We start from the raw sequence: 17,424 nt of genomic DNA on the forward strand, positions 1-17,424 counted from the left end.
CCTACAATCCGAACTGAGAGAAGCTTTAAGAGATTAGCTTAGCCTCGCGACTTCGCAACTCGTTGTACTTCCCATTGTAGCACGTGTGTAGCCCAGGTCATAAGGGGCATGATGATTTGACGTCATCCCCACCTTCCTCCGGTTTGTCACCGGCAGTCTCGCTAGAGTGCCCAACTAAATGATGGCAACTAACAATAAGGGTTGCGCTCGTTGCGGGACTTAACCCAACATCTCACGACACGAGCTGACGACAACCATGCACCACCTGTCACTTTGCCCCCGAAGGGGAAGCTCTATCTCTAGAGTGGTCAAAGGATGTCAAGACCTGGTAAGGTTCTTCGCGTTGCTTCGAATTAAACCACATGCTCCACCGCTTGTGCGGGCCCCCGTCAATTCCTTTGAGTTTCAACCTTGCGGTCGTACTCCCCAGGCGGAGTGCTTAATGCGTTTGCTGCAGCACTGAAGGGCGGAAACCCTCCAACACTTAGCACTCATCGTTTACGGCGTGGACTACCAGGGTATCTAATCCTGTTCGCTCCCCACGCTTTCGAGCCTCAGCGTCAGTTACAGACCAGAGAGCCGCCTTCGCCACTGGTGTTCCTCCATATATCTACGCATTTCACCGCTACACATGGAATTCCACTCTCCTCTTCTGCACTCAAGTCTCCCAGTTTCCAATGACCCTCCCCGGTTGAGCCGGGGGCTTTCACATCAGACTTAAGAAACCGCCTGCGCTCGCTTTACGCCCAATAAATCCGGACAACGCTTGCCACCTACGTATTACCGCGGCTGCTGGCACGTAGTTAGCCGTGGCTTTCTGGTTAGATACCGTCAAGGGATGAACATTTCACTCTCATCCTTGTTCTTCTCTAACAACAGAGTTTTACGATCCGAAAACCTTCTTCACTCACGCGGCGTTGCTCGGTCAGACTTTCGTCCATTGCCGAAGATTCCCTACTGCTGCCTCCCGTAGGAGTCTGGGCCGTGTCTCAGTCCCAGTGTGGCCGATCACCCTCTCAGGTCGGCTATGCATCGTTGCCTTGGTGAGCCGTTACCTCACCAACTAGCTAATGCACCGCGGGTCCATCCATCAGTGACGCAAAAGCGCCTTTCAACTTTCTTCCATGCGGAAAATAGTGTTATACGGTATTAGCACCTGTTTCCAAGTGTTATCCCCTTCTGATGGGCAGGTTACCCACGTGTTACTCACCCGTTCGCCACTCTTTTTCTTTCGGTGGAGCAAGCTCCGGTGAAAGAAAAAGCGTTCGACTTGCATGTATTAGGCACGCCGCCAGCGTTCGTCCTGAGCCAGGATCAAACTCTCATAATGATTTGTTTGAATGACCATACGGTCATTAAGCTCATAAAAATTAACTTTGCTAGCTATTGCTTGCATGTATTTGTTTCAATAAATTAAAACGTCCTACACATTGGTTCGTTTGCTTGCTTTGTTCAGTTTTCAAAGGTCTACCGTGCTGTGTTAGCAACTTTTATATCATATCAGAGCGACGTTTGTTTGTCAACTCTTTTTTTAAAAAGTTTTTTCAAGAAGTTGTTATTTAACTTCTTTCTTAACCTCAGCGACTTTTTTATCTTACCATCTCAACCGTTATATGTCAAACACTTTTTTGAAAAGTTTTTTTGATTTATTAGGTTTTTCAGAGATGATATTTTTTCGACTTTGTTATAATAACACTTGTAAAATGTTTCGTCAACATCTAATTCCAAAAAAAATCAATCAGTGTTTGTTACAAATGTCTTAACAAGGACAAGTAATAATATAGCAATTCTTAAAGGAAAAATCAACTAAAAAAATAGGCTTTTTGGCAACTATTTTTATAAGCGAATTATTCATTGTTAAACGATTCGAACGTTCGTTTATAAGAAGTATTTCGCGGCTAAATCTATCATTAATGGATAAAAAAAGAGAACTTAAGCTTTTCGCCTAACGTTCTCTTTTCGTCCGATCTTCTGATTGAACGATCGGTATATAGATTCGAAAGATCGTTCCTTGACCGATGACACTCTCTGCTGAAATTTTTCCTTTATAGCTTTCCAATAACTGTTTCGCAATAGAGAGCCCTAGCCCGTTACCGCCTTTGGTTCTAGCACGGGCTTTATCTACCCGATAGAAACGATTAAAGATCTTGTCGAGGTCTTCTTTGGAGATTCCCTCACCAAAGTCTTGAATGGCAATTTCAAAGGATTGCCGATCCAACGAAATGGATAGATGAACTTCTTTTCGATCAGTGGAATATTTCACTGCGTTATCCAAGACAATAATAATGATCTGTTCAAAATGATTGCGATAGATTTTCAGCTTCAACTCATGGTATAAGTCATCATCCAATGTAAAAACAAAATCCGGATACAGTATTTTAAAGTTATTGAAGACTTGATAGACAACTTCTTTTGCATTGGTTGTTTCATTTGCATAATGAACATCCACTTGTTCCGCTCTTGAGAGATCCAACATTTCCTGTACTAGCGTCTTCATCCGACTGATCTCTTGCATACTGGCTGCCAGAGACTCATCCAAAATCTCTGGATCGTCTTTTCCCCAACGCTGCAACAGATTCATATGTCCTTCAATGATCGCCACAGGCGTTCGCAACTCATGAGAAACGTCTTCGACGAATCGCTCTTGCTGTTCAATGTATAGGCGCATGCGATCCAGCATTTCGTTAAAGATATCTGCTAAATCAGACAGTTCATCGTTCGTATTTAATTCTGGCATATGCACCGTTGACTGTGGGTTTTTCCGAACGGTTTCCATCGTATCTCGCAAGACCTTTAATGGCTGAAGGAAATACGCTGATAAAAAGAACCCGAGCACACTACTAAGAATCAGAGAAACGACTTCTAAGATAATCAAAGTCAGCAGCAATTTGCTGCGTATTTCGTAAAAAGAAGTCAATTCATAAAACGTTTGTGCATAGCCAATCCGCTCTCTGGTGCCTTTTGAATAGATGGGCTGGATCGAGAGAAAGCCTGTGATACCATCCAGCGTTACGATGGTTGGCGCTTTGCGCTGCGTGTCGATCAGTGCTAAATCATTTTCATGGGTTTTAAACACAAGATCCTCATTCAAATTATAAACAAACAAGCTCAACGGCGCTTGGCCTAATTCCGAAATAAAGGAATCGATTTTCATTAAGTTGCCATCGATCGTTGAAGTGCGATCATAAATGCTCGTCGTCCCCGCATCATTTTTGGTTAAATTACGATATGTTCGAACCAATGTTAGTTCTTGATCCGAATTGGCTAAACGAGAAGCGACCTCTGACATCGTTCGCTCCACATTGTTTTCTTCTTTAGCGACGATCAAATTCACCGATGTTTTATAGGTGATCACAGCAAAGATCGTAAATACGACGAATATAAAGAAAGAACTTGCGAAGGCCCACTTTACAGTTAAAGAAGGCCCCTTCAGTTCTTTTAATTTTTTCATTCTTTTTTTAAGGTTCACGACCGCATCACATAACCTGTACCACGAACGGTTTGGATATAGCTTTCCTCCCCTGGCACATCAATTTTATTTCGTAAGTAGCGGATGTAAACATCGACAACGTTGGTTTCAACTTCTGTCTCATAGCCCCAGACTTTGTTTAATAAAACATCTCTGGCTAAAACGACATTGACGTTTTCCATTAAAGTCAACAATAGCTCATATTCGCGTTTTGTTAGTTCAATGACATCTGTTCCACGTCGAACGACACGGTTTTCTTTTTCAATCGTTAGATCGCGGTAAGTGATCGTGGTTTGTTTTGCGACGTTTTTGTCCCCTTCGATATCGATACGGCGAAGCAACGCACGTAAGCGTGCCAGCAATTCTTCAATTGCAAAAGGCTTCACAATATAATCATCAGCACCATGATCCAAACCTGATACTCGATCAATCACAGAATCTCTCGCGGTCATCATGATGATCGGGGTGTTCTTCGATTGACGCACACGTCGGCAAACTTCTAACCCATTTAGCTCTGGAAGCATTAGATCCAATAAGATTGCATCCCATTCATTATTCAGCGCAGCATCCAGTCCCGTCCGTCCGTTGTAATGAACTTCGGTATTATACCCTTCATGCTTCAATTCTAATTCCACAAATCGAGCTAAGTTCTTTTCATCTTCAATGATTAGAATATTACTCATTATTGATAGCCCCTTTATTGATTATTCTGCCTTTAAAATAGACATTATCTGTCTTATTTTATCATGTATCTAAAAAATAAAAAAGAGATTGACCGAAAGTTCTCACTTTCGGCCTTTCTCTTTTGGATTCTCTTAAAGCTTACGCTTCGTCATACCATGAATAATGGAAAATTCCCTCTTTATCTGTCCGTTCATACGTATGCGCGCCGAAGTAATCCCGTTGTGCTTGGATCAAGTTCGCTGGCAAACGATCCGAACGATACGAATCAAAGTACGCGATCGCAGAGGAGAACGTCGGCACAGGGACACCCGCTTGGACAGCTAGCGCAACTACTTCACGTACAGAAGATTGATAGCGTTTCGTGATGTCTTTGAAGTAATCATCTAATAATAAGTTTTCGATGTCAGCATTCTTGTCATAAGCATCCGTGATTTTTTGTAAAAATTGCGCACGGATGATACAGCCTGCACGCCAAATTTTGGCAATCTCACCAAAAGGAAGATCCCAATCGTACTCTTTTGATGCTGTACGTAATTGCGCGAAACCTTGTGCATAGCTCATGATTTTACTGAAGTATAAGGCTTCACGGATCTTATTGATAAATTCTTCTTTGTTTCCTTCAAAAGCAACCGCTTCTGGTTTCGGTAATACTTTGCTGGCATTGACCCGTTCTTCTTTGTAAGCTGAGATATAGCGAGCAAAAACAGATTCAGTGATCAATGGCAATGGAACACCTAGGTCTAAGGCACTTTGGCTCGTCCATTTCCCAGTTCCTTTATTGCCTGCAGCATCTAAGATGACATCAACGATCGGTTTGCCTGTTCCTTGATCATCTTTACGTGTCAAGATATCCGCTGTGATCTCAATTAGGTAGCTATCCAATTCACCTTTGTTCCATTCGGCAAAGATATCAGCCATTTCATCAACAGATAAACCTAAAATGTTTTGCATCAAGTCATAAGACTCCGCAATCAGCTGCATGTCGCCATACTCGATCCCATTATGAACCATTTTTACGTAATGGCCTGCACCATTTGGTCCAATATAAGTTACACAAGGTGTACCATCTTCAGCTTTTGCTGAAATTTGTTCCAAGATCGGTGCAACCAATTCATATGCTTCTTTTTGACCACCAGGCATGATCGAAGGACCTTTCAAGGCGCCTTCTTCCCCACCAGAAACACCCGTACCGATAAAGTTGATTCCTGAGTTTGCCAACTCTTCGTTACGACGAACGGTATCTTTAAAGAAGGTATTTCCGCCATCGATCAAAATATCGCCTTTGTCTAGATGAGGCAATAGTTCTTGGATCGTAGCATCCGTCGCAAATCCTGCTTTTACCATTAATAAAATACGACGTGGTTTTTCAATTGATTGGACAAATTCTTCTATCGTATAAGTTGCTTTAAAATTTTTATCTGGATGTTCTTTTACTACTTCTTCTGTCTTTGAACCAGTACGGTTAAATAAGGCAACTGAATAACCGCGGCTTTCGATGTTCAACGCTAAGTTTTTGCCCATAACAGCCATACCGACAACGCCGATTTGTTGTTTTGTCATCTTTCATCCTCCTAAGATTCAATTATCTTTTTCATTATAGCGCAAATGTACCTGCTTTTGAACTATTCTCTTTCGATGGACAAAAAATATTTCTGAAAAGTTCCATCTTTTCCAAAAAAACAAAAAAACCTCAGGCTCCATGGTTAGCCTAAGGTTTTAGAATCCTCTTTCTGAAAAAAAGGAATTATGCTTCTTTTGTTGCTACGTCTTTGCCATCGTAATGACCACAGTTAGAGCAGACATGGTGGCTTTTTTTCATTTCACCACAGTTTGCACATTCGTTCAAACCGTTGATTGTCAATTTGTAATGTGTACGACGTTTTGCTTTCTTCGCTTTCGAAGTTTTTCTAGCTGGTACTGCCATTTTGCTACACCTCCTTGTTAATGAACGCAACCTTGAGGCTGCAATTTATTCCAATCCTACGCGTTATCGTCATCTGATTCATTGAATAATTCGGATAATTTTGCAAGACGAGGATCAACTTGTTGAGCTTGCGCTTCTTTTTGATTTGCAAAGTCTTCTTCTGACAAAACAGCCCAATCGTTGCCAGATGGCATTGCTGAACCTTGCTTTTCTTCTTCTGTCAGGACTTGCAAAGGAATCGCAAGTAATAGGTTATCAGCGACTGATTCATCTAAGCTGATGGTTTGACCTTCAATGATCAAAACTTCTTCTTCGACGATCGTTTCATCGCGACGCTGAAATTGCTCTGGTGTCATGAATTGTTCATCCACTGAAAAATCAAAAGGAATCGCTACGGGTGTCAAAGAACGAGTAGATGGCAATGTCATCGTCGTTTCCACTTGATAGTGCAGCAAGTATCCTTGCTTATCAACACTCATCAGCCCTTTTACTTTTACAGGAGACAAATCAATGATCTGTCCATCGCGTTTTATCAGTTGACTTTTTAGGTCAAGTGTTTCTTCAAACATCAGCGGTGTCTCTTGGTATTTTTTTAATTCCAATAAAGACCATTTCATTTTTATCACCCCTAAGCAACAAAAGCAATTATACAGGGCTTCTGAGGCTTTGTCAATGAAATTTTCTTGACACCTTTTTCATTTTTGATCGTGTCATTTTAATGCCTTTTCTCAAGGGATTTCGACACTCTCAAAAAAACAACAGGAAGCGCACAACGTGCACTTGCCTGTTGCTTGATCAATCGTTAAAAATCATTAGATCGCTGTTGTTTCTCCACGATAAACGATACCGCGACGAGAATCAAGAGTAACCAATTCGCCATCTTTGATGGTTGTTGTTGCGTCTTTGGCACCAACGATCACTGGTAGATCTTTCGCGATTCCGACAACTGCTGCATGAGAAGTCAAGCCGCCATCTTCAACAACTAAAGCTGCTGCTTTTTCGATTGCTGGCATATATTCTTTATCTGTTGTTGGTACAACTAAAATCATGCCATCTTTTGCTTTCGCAATTGCTTCTTCGGCACTGTGAGCGATCACGGCATTGGCAACAACTGATTTTTCACCAATTCCTTGCGCTTCAAGCAATTTTGATCCGATCAATTGGATCTTCATTACGTTGGTTGTTCCGCGTTCACCAACAGGAACACCGGCTGTGATTAAGATTAGATCGCCTTCTTTAGCAAAGCCTAAATCAACTGCTTGTTTTGCTGCTAATTCAAACATTTCATCAGTTGTTGATGGTTTTTCAGCAACGGTTGGGTACACACCCCAGTTAAGCATCAAGCCGCGTTTTGTGCGTTCGTCAAATGTGACAGCTAAAATGTCAGCATCTGGACGATATTTAGAAATCATTTTCGCAGTGTAGCCAGATTCAGTGGCAGCAACGATTGTTTTAACCCCTAAGTTTTTCGCTGCACGAGCAACAGATAAACCGATTGTTTCCGTTACATCTGTTTTATCAAATTGGTTGATTTGGAAAGTGCTGTTTTCTGATAAAGCTTTTTCTGCTTCCACGTCGATACGTGCCATTGTTGCTACTGCTTCAACAGGGTAGTCACCGTTTGCTGACTCACCAGAAAGCATTGTTGCATCAGTACCGTCAAAGACAGCATTGGCAACGTCAGAAGCTTCTGCACGAGTTGGACGTGGGTTTTGTTGCATTGATTCTAACATTTGTGTTGCTGTGATAACTGATTTACCAGCAGCGTTACATTTTTTGATGATGCTCTTTTGAACCATTGGTACTTCTTCAGCAGGGATCTCAACACCCATGTCACCACGGGCAACCATGATACCATCAGAAACTTTGATGATTTCATCGATATTATCGATACCTTCTTGTGATTCGATTTTAGAGAAGATTTGCACATGCGTCATGTCTTTTTCTTCTAAAATTTCACGAATTTCTAAAACGTCTTGCGCTTTACGTACAAATGAAGCGGCAATGAAGTCGATATCGTTATCAAGACCAAAACGGATATCTTCTGCATCTTTTTCAGTAATACCAGGTAAGCTGATTGATACGCCAGGAGCATTGACCCCTTTACGTGATCCTAACATTCCAGCATTTTTAACGACAACCACTAATTCACGGGTTGCTTCGTCTTTTTCTTTGATTTCCATGTCGATCAAGCCATCATCAAACAAGATGTGTCCGCCCACATGAACATCTTCAAATAAACCAGGATAAGTTACAGCAATTTTTTCTTTTGTTCCTTTGTGTTCTGGATCCATTGAAATACGTGTTTCATCGCCAACGTTGAATTGGATGTATCCAGCACGACCAAAGTCTGCTTCTGTCGTATTTTGTACAGTTGTACGGATTTCAGCACCTTTTGTATCTAACAGGATACCGACATCTTTACCAGTTTTCTTTACGGCTTCACGAACCATTGTCATACGCGCTAATTGTTCTTCATGATCTCCATGAGAGAAGTTAAAGCGGAAGACATTCGCACCGGCTTCAATCAGTTGAGAAATAATTTCCACACTGTTACTTGCTGGTCCTAATGTACTTACGATCTTTGTTTTTTTCATTACTAAACGCTCCTATTCATTTATTTAAAATAGCTAATAAGCTTTTTTTACAAAATTACTGTTGCGTTGCTTAAAAACCTCTTTAGAATGAGATTTCTTTGTTCAAGTTATACAAGCTAAGATCTGGTTTGTGACGATTGTTTTCAAGGGTATCGATGATATCAGAAGCAATCATTTCATTGTTTTCGATACCGATACATAGACCGCCTTTGCCTTGTTGCAATAATTCAACGGCATATGAACCAAATTTACTTGCTAACACACGGTCACGAGCGCTTGGTGAACCACCACGGACAACATGTCCTAGAATGGATACACGGGTATGGAAATCGCCGTATTCAGAAAGTTTGTCAGCAAAATCATTTCCGCCCATCACACCTTCGGCTAAAACGATCAAGCAATGTTTTTTCCCGCGGTCGCGTCCTTCACGGATACGATCAGCAACAACTTGCATGTCAAAATCATGTTCTGGGATGATGATTTCATCCGCACCACCGGCCACACCTGACCATAAAGCGATATCGCCAGCACCACGACCCATTACTTCGATCACGAATGTGCGGACATGTGATGTCGCTGTATCACGGATACGGTCAATCGATTCCAAGACAGTATTGATCGCTGTATCAAAACCAATCGTGAAATCTGTTCCTGGAATGTCATTATCGATCGTTCCTGGAATCCCGATCGCTGGGAAACCGTGACGAGTAAGTGCCATCGCACCATGGTAAGATCCATCTCCACCAATCACGACTAGCCCTTCGATGCCAAATTTCTTTAATTGTTCGATTCCTTTTAATTGTCCTTCTTGTGTCGCAAATTCTGGATAACGTGCTGAATATAAGAATGTTCCACCACGTTGAATTTTGTCACCAACATCAGCAACATCTAAGCGACGAATGTCGCCTGCGACTAGTCCGGCATAGCCATAGTTGATTCCGTATACTTCAAGTCCGTCAAAAATACCCTTTCTGACAACTGCGCGAATCGCTGCGTTCATTCCTGGTGCATCGCCGCCACTGGTTAGAATTCCAATGCGTTTCATTATTCTTTCACCTCATCAAAAGATTTTGTTTAGGGAAGCCCCTGTTTGCTAGTTTTCAAGTAATAACCACGAGACATATTCTACCATTATTCCATGAAAATGTCTTGAAATAGTGGGAAAAAGTTGAAAAAAGTGTAAGTTGAATTACCGTTTTCGGAAAATTACTTGAAAATTACATTTCCATTTCCTAATAATGCGATCAGTTGTTTGACAAAGTTCGGCTCATCCGTCACCCAGTTTTCTTCTGCTAATAACACTTTTTTGCCACTGCTTTCATAGAACATCACCACTGGAATATTTCCGTGATGCTGCTTCATTTCCTTCGACAATGCTTGCAGGTGCGACGTTTCAGCTTCAGCAGAAATCTTTAAGTAACAAGTTTGTGACGCAATTTTATTTTGAACGTTTTCTGCTAAGTCTATTTTATCAGCAATGAGTTGGATTTCACCATTGTAACGACTTACCTCGACCTTTCCTTCGATATAAAGAACAGCATTTTCTTCAATCAAGGAACGTACTTGTCGATAAACGATGGGAAAAATCGTTACTGACACTTCTTTGCTGGCATCTGTTCCTTCGACAAACGCCATTTGTTCGCCCTTTTTCGTTCGAATCTCTCGAATCTTGCGCACATATAAAAGGGTACGCACCCGTTCATTCGGAACCAGATCGGCAATATCAGTGATTTGTTTTAATTGGTGCAATTTTTGAAACTGTTCCACGGGATGGCCAGACAAATAAACACCTAAGTATTCTTCTTCCAAAGCCAGTTTTTCTTCTAGTTTGTAATCGGCAACGGCTTCTTCTTTTAATGCCATAGTTTCTAAGAGATCCAAACTGCCGCCACTATAAGTAATGTTTTGGATCTTTCCTTCTAGCTGGATCAGTGCTTGTTTTCGATTGGGGGCGATCCCATCAAATACGCCGATGCTCAAAAGCGGCAATAAATAATCCAATTTTAACCATTTGCTGTTCCGCTGATTTAAGCGAAGCAAAAATTGATCCATAGACGTGAAATTACCATGCTCTTTTCTTTCTGCCAAAATGTCTTGGATCATGTCGCGTCGGATTCCTTTGATACTGCTGAAACCAAAACGAATTTGTTTTTCATTTTGCAGTTGAAAACTAAACCCACTGGCATTGATCGAAGGCGGCAGTACTTCTACGCCATAACGTGCGGCTTCATTTAAATATTCTTTCATTTTGCTGGCGGTGTTGCGTACCGAGTGAAGGATCGAAGCAAAAAATGGTGCGGGATAGTGTACCTTCAGATAGGCCATTTGAAAGCCGATAAAGGAATAGGCAAACGCATGGGATCGATTAAACCCATAATTGGCGAACCGCTCGATATAGTCATAGACCAAATTGGCGATCTTTTCATCGTACTGATTGGCTAAGGCGCCTTGCACAAAATGACGACGTTCCTCATCCAAGACGTCTTTTTTCTTTTTACTGATTGCTCGACGCAAAATATCTGCTTGTCCTAAGCTGAAACCAGCCATTTTGGAAGCTACCTGCATGATCTGCTCTTGGTAGACAATGATTCCGTAAGTGTTTTGCAAAATCGGAATCAAGCTGTCATCTGGATAAGAGACACGCTCTTGTCCTTTTTTCCGCTTAATAAAGGTATCGATATTTTGCATCGGTCCTGGACGATACAAGGCATTGACTGCGGCAATATCCTCGATGCTTTCTGGTCCTAACTTACGCAGCACATTGCGTATCCCCGCTGATTCAAATTGGAAGATCCCTGCGGTCTCGCCTTTTTGAAACAAGCGCAATGTTGCTGGATCATCAAGAGGAATCTCCTTTTGGGTAACGATTTGTTGGCTGATTCGTTTAATGCCTTTCAAGGTATTATCAATGATCGATAAGTTTCTCAAGCCTAAAAAGTCCATCTTCAATAGGCCAATGGCTTCTACGTCATTCATGGTAAATTGGGTCAGCCAGATCCCATCGCTGCCTTCTTGTAAGGGAACCAGATCAAGCAAATTCTTGTCACTGATCACCACACCAGCGGCATGAGTCGATACGTGACGTGGCAAGCCTTCTAAAATTTTGGCGACTTGAAACATTACTTGGTTTCGCTCATTAAACGACACCAATTCTCGCAGCTGATTGGAATGTTCATAAGCAAGATCTAAGGTCATTTTCAAGGCATTGGGGATGGCTTTTGACCAGCGATTGGCTTCACTTTGCGAAAGACCAAAGACACGAGAAACATCTCGCAGAACCATTTTGGCCGCCATGGTGCCAAACGTCGCAATCTGTGCCATATATTCTTGCCCGTATTTTTGGCGCACATACTGTAAAATCTCGTCTCTGCGATTGTCAGGAATGTCTAAATCAATATCAGGCATCGTGTAACGTTCTGGATTCAAGAATCGTTCAAACAAAAGATCGTATTTGATTGGATCTACGTCGGTGATCGATAAAACATATGCCACCAGTGCGCCAGCAGCCGATCCCCTTCCAGCGCCGGTAACGATCTCTTGTTGGTGGGCAAAGTCCATGACGTCCCAAATAATCAAGAAATAGTCATCAAAGCCCATCTTATGGATGACGGACAACTCATAATCCAAACGCTGTTCGTACGCCGATGTAACGTGGGCAACACGCTGAGGCAGACGCTCAAAACAAATTTTCCGCAAATAGTCCGCAGCACTTTCTTCGGCTGGTAGCGGGTAATGAGGCAACAGCCGCTGATGCAGCGGCAGCTCGACGGCGCATTCAGCTGCAATCCGCTGATTATTCATCAATGCCTGCGACCATTCTTCAAATGCCGCGGTCAGTTGGTCTGCTGGTTGTAGAAAAAGCTGCGCAGCCCCTTGCTCTTTAGCCTGACGAAAGTCTTCAATTTGCGAGCCCTCTTTGATATGCGTCATCACTTTGACTGCAAAGGCTTCTTCTTGTGCTAAAGCCGCGATTGGTTGATACGCACATGGTGCAATGTTTTGCTCGTTAAACCAAGCGATCGTTTCTGGATCTAACCCTTTGCTAGTAATACCTAAAAACAAGCTCTCAGAATCAAATTTATGGCTGATTGCTCGCAGTGCTTCTTGATTGGCTTCTAGATCATCGTGCTGAGAAGGCAGAAACCCCTCGCCTTCAGGCAGCAAACCAAAGAGGTCCTGCAAAGAATCACAAGCAGCTAAATTCAACTGCTCGGTGATCATTTTTTCACTTGATAAACGCATCAAGGTTTGATAGCCCTTGAGGTTTTTTGCAAATACGTACAATGGAAAGGACATTGATCCCTCTCCGAAGGTACAGTCGAACAAAGCGCCAAAAATCGGCTTGATGCCCTGTGCTAGGCATTGCTGATAAAACTCGACCGCGCCATAGAGAACATTATGATCGGTCAGACCCAACGTCTGATAGCCCATCTTTTTGGCTTGCTCTATATAGTGAGGAATTTTGATCGTACTTTGCAGCAACGAATAGGCGCTTAAGGTGGTGAGCTGTGAATACATTGAAATCCCTCCAAAAATGAAAATTCTCTTTCTTTCTGCTAGTAATTAGATTTGAAAAACAAAATGAAAAAGTGAAAATCTTTACAATAAAAATTTTTGTGATAAACTAAAGTCGAAATGGAAGATACGCAGAAAAGAGGTGTCGTCATGCGTTACTTAGTCACTTTATTTTGGACTTTTGTATTAGGTCAAGTCGTTGGCTATCTAGGCAGCTCACTTGCTGGAGCAACTTATGATTTTCAATTAACTTCAATCATCTCTTTGGTCACAGGTGTGGTGATCATTCTTGTTGGTATTATCGCACCAGCGCCTGAAAAGACAAGCCATTAAAAAAAAACCAGTTACCTTTATTGTAACTGGTTTTTTTTTCTTTTCAACTATTCACTGATGTCCGTTTTACGCAAGCTTTTACGGAAATTAAATCCTGAGATAAAAATATTGATCAGTACAAACCCGCTAGTTACCCAAAAGACGGCGGGATAACCAAAGCCAGCTGCCACCGTTGAGCCGACCATCGGACCTAACACTTGTCCAAAGTTAGAGAACATTTGGTTGTAGCTGTAGATACGGCTGACCCCTTCCATCGGGGTGATCTTGCTGATCAGTGTGTTGATCGACGGCATCAACGCACCTGTCGAAAAACCAAGCAAGAAGCGCAGCACGCCCAACTGAAACGGTGTGGAGACAAAGCCCATCGGAATGAAACAGAAAAATGACAGCAATAAACCGCCTAACAATACCTTGTGATTGCCGTAACGATCACCGATTTTGCCTAAAAATGGCGAAGAGATGATTGCCGAAACACCAGCAACAGAGACGATCAATCCGCTGACAAACAAAATATTGCCACTGTTCCCGCTTAGATCACGAATATACAATGTAAGGATCGGGCTGATACTCGTTACACCTAGCTGTAAAATCAGTGACGTAATAAACAAACCGACAAGCAACTGCATATTTTTGATTTGACCAAAAATTTCTTTGATGGACAGCAAATCGCCCTTTTCAACCGGCTCAAAATCTTCTTGAACGAGAAAAATCGTAAGCAAGAGCGTAATTAGCAGCACAACACCAGTAATGATAAAAACATTTTTCATGCCGAACCATTGCGCCAACGCCCCACCCATCGATGGACCGATCAAATTCCCTGCGATGGCTCCTGTAGCCAATGTCCCAAGCGCCCAACCGCTTTTTTCTCGAGGCGCCTGCGAAGCAATCAATGCAGTCGCATTGGGAATATACCCCGATAAAATTCCGGTAAAGAAACGCATGATCAACAACCAATAGACATTCGGTACAAAAGCCAAAGACCCCATCGTCACTGTCATCCCCGCAGCCGCGCGAATCATCATTAAGCGACGACCTTTTTGATCTGCTAGATTTCCCCATACTGGAGCAATGATAGCCGCCGCAAACGCCGTTACTGAGATTGCTAATCCAGAAAACAACTCAATTTGACTCTCTGGAGCGCCTAACTCTTCTATATATAAGGGAATGAATGGCATGACAAGACTAAAACTGGCACCCGTAAAAAAACAACCTACCCATGAAATCAGTAGATTTCGTTTCCAATCAATCTTCATTTACAAACCTTCTTTCACAAATACTATACCGTATCGTGAGTAATAATCAAATAAAAAAATCTTTCTGCAGGTAACATACAGAAAGATTTTCTTCATTAAACTTAACTGATCAAAGCCAAAATGACAAAGTTTAGGATAAACAACGCATTGACGACCCAGATGATCGGAGACACTTCGTTGGCTTTTCCTTTCACTACTTTCACTAATGCGTAGAAAATGAAACCAACAGCGATCCCATTGGAAATACTGTAAGACAAGCCCATAAAAATAGACGCGAAGAAAGCGGGAACTGCTTCTTCTAGATCGGTCCACTTGATGTCTGCAAACGAAGCCATCATCATTACCCCAACTAAGATCAACGCTGGTGCTGTCGCTTGTGCGGGAACGATTGAGATCAGTGGAGAAAAGATACTGCTGATTGCAAAGAGTGCTGCCACTACAACAGAAGTCAAGCCCGTGCGTCCACCAGCACCGATACCAGCTGCTGATTCCACATAAGTCGTTGTATTTGAGGTCCCTACAATGGCACCTACAGAAGTGGCTACGGCATCTGCAAAAAGGGCTTTATCCATCTTCGTGTTCAACCCGTTACTGTTTTCAACCGCTTCTTCATCTTTTTTCGAAAAGATCCCTGTACGACGTCCAGTCCCGATAAAGGTACCGATCGTATCAAAGACATCTGATAAGCTAAACGCTAAAATCGTCATAATTACTTGAGGGATTTTGGCAGAATCACTGAATAGTGAGCCCATTCCTTCAGAGCCAAACGCAGCGCCAAATGTGATGCCTAGTTCGCTGATGGAACTTCCTAATGAATTCCCGTGCCAATCAATGGCACTTAAATCCACCACACCCATCAAAATACCGATGATCGTCGTTCCTAAAATACCAAAAATAATTGCCCCACGAACATTTTTCACCACTAATAAAGTAGTCACTACTAAACCAATCACTGCTAACAAAACAGGTGCATTATTGAAATTCGCCAAAGCTGGGACGATCCCCCCATTAAAATTGGCACTCACGATCGTCTCACCGTCGACAACTGAACCCGTCACTGCGGCAGTGTCTGCACTGAAGTTTAGCAAGTTGGCATTTTTGATCCCTACATAAGCCACAAAGATCCCGATCCCGCCGCCGATTGCATGCTGCATGCTTTCTGGAATCGCATGGATGATCATTTTTCTGATACGAGTGACCGTGATAAAAATGTTGATCAAGCCGCAGATGAAAACCATCGCTAATGCTTGCTGCCACGTATACCCCAAACCAAAAACGACGGTAAAGGTGAAGAATGCATTAAGGCCCATTCCAGGTGCTTGCGCGTAAGGCACATTTGCAAATAAGCCCATGATCAGGGTACCAATCACTGAAGCGATGATCGTTGCTAAGAAAACAGCTTGAAACGGCATGCCTGCAGCAGATAAAATCGTCGGATTCACAAACAAAATATAACTCATCGCGAAGAAGGTGGTGACCCCAGCCATCACTTCTGTGGAAACCGTCGTTTTATTCTCCTTTAATTTGAAAAACTTTTCCATGTTATGTTTCACTCCTGAACTTTAATCGTTTCTATGAAAAGAAAAAATGAATAATTGCGCTTTTCATCGAACAATTACAAATTATAAGGGAATAATTTTCGCTTTTCAAACCTTTTTCCGAATAAAACGAACCAAAAACGTTTAATGTTCGTGTTTTGCCTTGTAAATATTATGAAAACTTATCGAAAACTTACTTGTATTGTGAAATGACAGAAATATGTTACACTTAAGCCACTACCATAAGAGAATGGAGCGAGTCTTTTGAAACCAAAAATCATCGCCATTGATTTAGATGGCACAACCTTAAATACTGAATCCCAACTTTCCCCTCGCACACGTGAGGTACTGGTTCGCGCCACCAAAGCGGGACACTTTGTTACCATCGCTACAGGAAGACCTTTTCGTATGAGCGATCAGTTCTATAAAGAATTGGCGCTCACAACACCAATGGTCAATTTTAACGGCGGGTTGGTCCATAAACCTCGACAAGTCTGGGCAAATGAAATGGAGCACTCGATCTCTCGAGAAATTGCGTTTGAGCTCATGGCGCAAAAAGAGCAGCTGGGGCTGACGTTTGTGGCAGCAGAAAATCGCGAAACCTTTTTCATTGATGACCTAAGTGGATTTGATCAACACTTTTTCTTTTCGGGCAATGCTTCCGAAAAAAATCTATTAGCAAATTTAAAAACGGACCCCACTTCATTACTGGTGAAAACCGAAAATGAATTAGCAGAATCTGTTTCTTTACGTATCAAGGATCAATTCGACGATGCGGTCGATGTTCGAACATGGGGCGGACCTCAAGCTATCTTAGAGATCGTACCAAAAGGGGTCCATAAAGCACTTGGTCTTTCGGTGATCGCGGATTCTTTGTCTTTGGATCGACAAGATATCATCGCTTTTGGTGATGAACACAACGATTTGGAGATGCTAGATTATGCGGGCTGGGGCGTTGCCATGGCGAATGGCACGCAACAATTAAAATCGATCGCCAATGATGTTACCGACAAAACCAATGCGGAAGATGGCATGGTCGATTACTTGGAAAAATATTTAGGTCTATAAAAAAAGCCGATGCGGGATGTCCGCATCAGCTTTTTTTTTGCTG

General features: G+C 42.3%; 12 protein-coding genes and 1 rRNA gene (1 of these 13 only partly in view). 2 read left to right on the top strand and 11 right to left on the bottom strand.

The features are described from left to right. The 9 genes from IGI69_RS11285 to dnaE form a co-directional block, all read right to left on the bottom strand. Positions 1–1,330, bottom strand: a 16S ribosomal RNA gene (locus IGI69_RS11285) (it extends 229 nt beyond the left edge of the window). 615 nt (positions 1,331–1,945) lie between these two features. Then, positions 1,946–3,451: a HAMP domain-containing sensor histidine kinase gene (locus tag IGI69_RS11290; RefSeq protein WP_034696083.1), complete on the bottom strand. Its 1,506-nt coding sequence runs from the start codon at positions 3,449–3,451 to the stop codon at positions 1,946–1,948. A gap of 14 nt (positions 3,452–3,465) precedes the next feature. Continuing rightward, positions 3,466–4,152: a response regulator transcription factor gene (locus IGI69_RS11295; protein ID WP_005229193.1), complete on the bottom strand. Its 687-nt coding sequence runs from the start codon at positions 4,150–4,152 to the stop codon at positions 3,466–3,468. Positions 4,153–4,291: 139 nt separating this feature from the next. Continuing rightward, positions 4,292–5,713 carry an NADP-dependent phosphogluconate dehydrogenase gene (gene gndA, locus IGI69_RS11300; RefSeq protein WP_005229192.1) on the bottom strand — a complete coding sequence of 474 codons (1,422 nt, stop codon included), beginning with the start codon at positions 5,711–5,713 and terminating at the stop codon, positions 4,292–4,294. Positions 5,714–5,897: 184 nt separating this feature from the next. Continuing rightward, a complete protein-coding gene (rpmF, locus tag IGI69_RS11305; RefSeq protein ID WP_005229191.1) occupies positions 5,898–6,077 on the bottom strand; it encodes a 50S ribosomal protein L32 in 180 nt (59 codons plus the stop codon). Positions 6,078–6,133: 56 nt separating this feature from the next. Then, a complete protein-coding gene (locus IGI69_RS11310) occupies positions 6,134–6,694 on the bottom strand; it encodes a YceD family protein (RefSeq protein ID WP_010749661.1) in 561 nt (186 codons plus the stop codon). 195 nt (positions 6,695–6,889) lie between these two features. Further along, positions 6,890–8,674, bottom strand: a complete 1,785-nt coding sequence (gene pyk / locus IGI69_RS11315; RefSeq protein WP_005229179.1) for a pyruvate kinase — start codon at positions 8,672–8,674, stop codon at positions 6,890–6,892. An 82-nt stretch (positions 8,675–8,756) separates the two neighbouring features. Beyond that, positions 8,757–9,719, bottom strand: a complete 963-nt coding sequence (pfkA, locus tag IGI69_RS11320) for a 6-phosphofructokinase (protein ID WP_005229169.1) — start codon at positions 9,717–9,719, stop codon at positions 8,757–8,759. Between the two features lie 161 nt (positions 9,720–9,880). Next, positions 9,881–13,192, bottom strand: coding sequence for a DNA polymerase III subunit alpha (gene dnaE, locus IGI69_RS11325; RefSeq protein WP_438740861.1), 3,312 nt, complete (start codon positions 13,190–13,192; stop codon positions 9,881–9,883). Between the two features lie 147 nt (positions 13,193–13,339). On the opposite strand from dnaE, the gene IGI69_RS11330 reads away from it, so the two are divergent. After that, on the top strand, positions 13,340–13,522 hold the full coding sequence (locus IGI69_RS11330; protein ID WP_008377814.1) for a YjzD family protein: 183 nt from the start codon (positions 13,340–13,342) through the stop codon (positions 13,520–13,522). A gap of 47 nt (positions 13,523–13,569) precedes the next feature. Here IGI69_RS11330 and IGI69_RS11335 read toward each other — a convergent pair whose 3' ends face one another. Both IGI69_RS11335 and IGI69_RS11340 read right to left on the bottom strand, forming a co-directional pair. After that, positions 13,570–14,775: a multidrug efflux MFS transporter gene (locus tag IGI69_RS11335; RefSeq protein WP_005231893.1), complete on the bottom strand. Its 1,206-nt coding sequence runs from the start codon at positions 14,773–14,775 to the stop codon at positions 13,570–13,572. Between the two features lie 101 nt (positions 14,776–14,876). Further along, the gene (locus tag IGI69_RS11340) at positions 14,877–16,316 is read right to left on the bottom strand and encodes an NCS2 family permease (protein WP_005237180.1); all 1,440 of its coding nucleotides are present in this window, start codon (positions 16,314–16,316) and stop codon (positions 14,877–14,879) included. 261 nt (positions 16,317–16,577) lie between these two features. On the opposite strand from IGI69_RS11340, the gene IGI69_RS11345 reads away from it, so the two are divergent. Beyond that, positions 16,578–17,381: a Cof-type HAD-IIB family hydrolase gene (locus tag IGI69_RS11345; RefSeq protein WP_005229159.1), complete on the top strand. Its 804-nt coding sequence runs from the start codon at positions 16,578–16,580 to the stop codon at positions 17,379–17,381. Positions 17,382–17,424 lie beyond the last annotated feature (43 nt).

This window comes from Enterococcus sp. DIV1083b (assembly GCF_051713705.1).
Classification (GTDB): Bacteria; Bacillota; Bacilli; order Lactobacillales; family Enterococcaceae; genus Enterococcus_D; species Enterococcus_D casseliflavus.